Genomic DNA, 409 nt, shown 5'->3' with positions numbered 1-409 from the left:
CAATGGAAGTTGAGGAAAAAACTGATATTAAACTTACTAATGAAAGTATTGGTGTTGATTTAGGTATCAAGGATTTAGCCATAGTTAGCAATATAGATGAACCTTTTAAAAACATTAATAAATCAAAAGAAGTTAAAAGATTAAATAAGAAACTTAGAAAACTTCAAAGGCAAGTTTCAAGGAAATATGATATGTTGAAAAGTGGTAACGCCTTTCAAAAAGGTGAAAAACTTTTAAAAACTCAAAATATCATAAAAGTTGAAAAGCAGATAAAGCTTGTCTATAAAAAACTTTCTGATATTAGATTAAATCATATACACCAAACTACTAATACAATAGTGAAAACCAAGCCTTGTAGAGTAGTAGTAGAAGATTTAAATGTAAGAGGTTTATTGAAAAATAAACACTT

Annotated in this window: 1 protein-coding gene; it reads left to right on the top strand. The window is 26.4% G+C overall.

The genetic code is table 11. The features are described 5' to 3' along the window. A partial coding sequence (locus tag KGF48_RS19995) for a transposase (protein ID WP_227868505.1) occupies nt 1-409 on the top strand: 409 nt, incomplete at both ends.

The sequence above is a fragment of the Clostridioides sp. ZZV15-6388 genome, from assembly GCF_020657755.1.
Lineage (GTDB): Bacteria > Bacillota > Clostridia > Peptostreptococcales > Peptostreptococcaceae > Clostridioides.
This window is presented reverse-complemented; position numbering and strand designations above follow the sequence as displayed.